2 protein-coding genes and 1 pseudogene are annotated in these 1732 nt (G+C 27.4%); 1 reads left to right on the forward strand and 2 read right to left on the reverse strand.

The features are described from left to right. Together ACRC03_RS08070 and ACRC03_RS08075 are read right to left on the reverse strand one after the other, a co-directional pair. On the reverse strand, window positions 1–354 hold a 354-nt coding region (locus ACRC03_RS08070), incomplete at its 3' end, for an IS630 family transposase (protein ID WP_438652053.1). A gap of 4 nt (window positions 355–358) precedes the next feature. Then, complete coding sequence (locus ACRC03_RS08075) at window positions 359–901, reverse strand: helix-turn-helix domain-containing protein (RefSeq protein ID WP_438652052.1); 543 nt, start codon at window positions 899–901, stop codon at window positions 359–361. Between the two features lie 482 nt (window positions 902–1383). Here ACRC03_RS08075 and ACRC03_RS08080 point away from each other — a divergent pair. Continuing rightward, window positions 1384–1732: pseudogene (locus ACRC03_RS08080) on the forward strand (RNA-guided endonuclease InsQ/TnpB family protein); the annotation flags it as partial.

Genomic DNA, 1732 nt, shown 5'->3' on the forward strand with positions numbered 1-1732 from the left:
ATTAAATTGTGGGCTATATGGTGGTAAAAACATTAATTCTAGTCTATCTTGCACTTCATTTAAGAAAGGTTGAATCAACTTTGCATGATGTATTCTAGCATTATCTAAAATCATTACAATCTTACCCGTAGGGTATTTATCCAAGGTTGTTTTTAGAAAATCCAAAAATATTTTAGCATCGTATTTATCATGTTCTTCACAGTAAATGATCCCCGTAACATAATCCAGTATTCCTATCAGCTTTACTCCTGCATTTTTGCCATAGGTAGGTATTACTTTCTGTTTTCCCTTTATAAACCAGGTTTTCTGTATTGCCTGATAATCTCTAATCATAGATTCATCCTGAAATAGTATATGATTAACCTCTCCCTTGTGATATTTTTTTTAGATCTTCAAAATCATCTTTAAATTTAATTTGTTTTTCTTCATCTGCTTTTGCTAATGTATATGTAGGTCTTGTGTAGCTAAGATTTAACCTATGCAATACTACATCAACAGCACTATGGCACATTTTAATACTAAATTTATTTTCAATTAACTCTTGAATAAGTGAAATCGTCCAATTACATCTACTTTCAAAACCAACATCTTCAGGTATATTATTAGTTATGATATCTACAAGTTCTAACTCTTGTTGAGGGTTCATTTTACGTGGAGCCCCTGGACTATATTTTATTTCAAGTGAATTTAATCCACCTTCATGATATTTCTTTATATAATTGCCTACGGCATGTGCTTCTAATGACTCCATTTTAGCAATATCTTTGTTAGAAACACCTTGTAGATGCTTTAAAATAACTGAGTATCTCTTATACATCCTAACATTCTTTTCTGTTTTCATAACAAATTTAACTTCACTTATTAATTTTTCTATATCAACACTATCATCAAATTTTCTCATAGAATACAAACCTCTCTAAAAATAGTTTTTATTTTAGTTTCTGTATTCTCTAAAAATAATATATATGAATATTATGGATTATGTATTTTATTTATTGAAACTTATATATATAGATTATAAAAACAATAAATGTTAATATGCATATACAGTGATGTTAGTATTAGTTGATAGACTTAAAAGATATTCTTGAATAAAATAATAATAGGGGGTATGAAAAATATGATTAGTATGAATTTGAAAAGTTTAAGAAAAAAGCACCAATATACAATAATTGAGCAAGATAGCCCCTTGCTTTAGCTATGGGGTGGAATTGCTCGGTCTTGAACTTGATTAAACAGGTATAGAACACTCACCTTGAATATAGTTTTCTATGTAGTATACAATAAACAATATAGAAAGTGAGGTGAATAAAGATGATAAAAACTCATAGAGAGAAATTAAAACTAAATAGAGAGCAATTTGGATTAGTTAGAGAAAAGTAAATGGAAAGTGCTAAGTGCTGGAATGAAGTAGTTAAAATATCTAGGGAATATTATGATGAAAATAAAAAATGGATAAGCAACTATGATATTCAGAAGTTAGTCAAAGGTAGATATAATTTATCAGGACAAACAATTCAAGCAATATCAACAAAATTTAGTGCCAATAGACTAACTATATCAAAACTAAGAAAAAGTGGAGATAAAAAAGCTAGATATCCATACAAAGAAAAAAAGTTTTATATAATTCCATTTAAAAACCAAGATATTAGAATTAATAAACAAGGTAATCTAAAATTAACTTTAGCTAAAGGTGAATATTTAGAATTAGATTTTAATATTGAAAACATCA

Origin of the sequence: Romboutsia sp., assembly GCF_051659545.1 — a bacterium.
Lineage (GTDB): Bacteria > Bacillota > Clostridia > Peptostreptococcales > Peptostreptococcaceae > JBOFOR01.

Excerpts from the sequence above, each read along its gene's own strand:
- ACRC03_RS08075 (WP_438652052.1), bottom strand. The coding sequence starts at position 901 with ATGAGAAAATTTGATGATAGTGTTGATATAGAAAAATTAATAAGTGAA.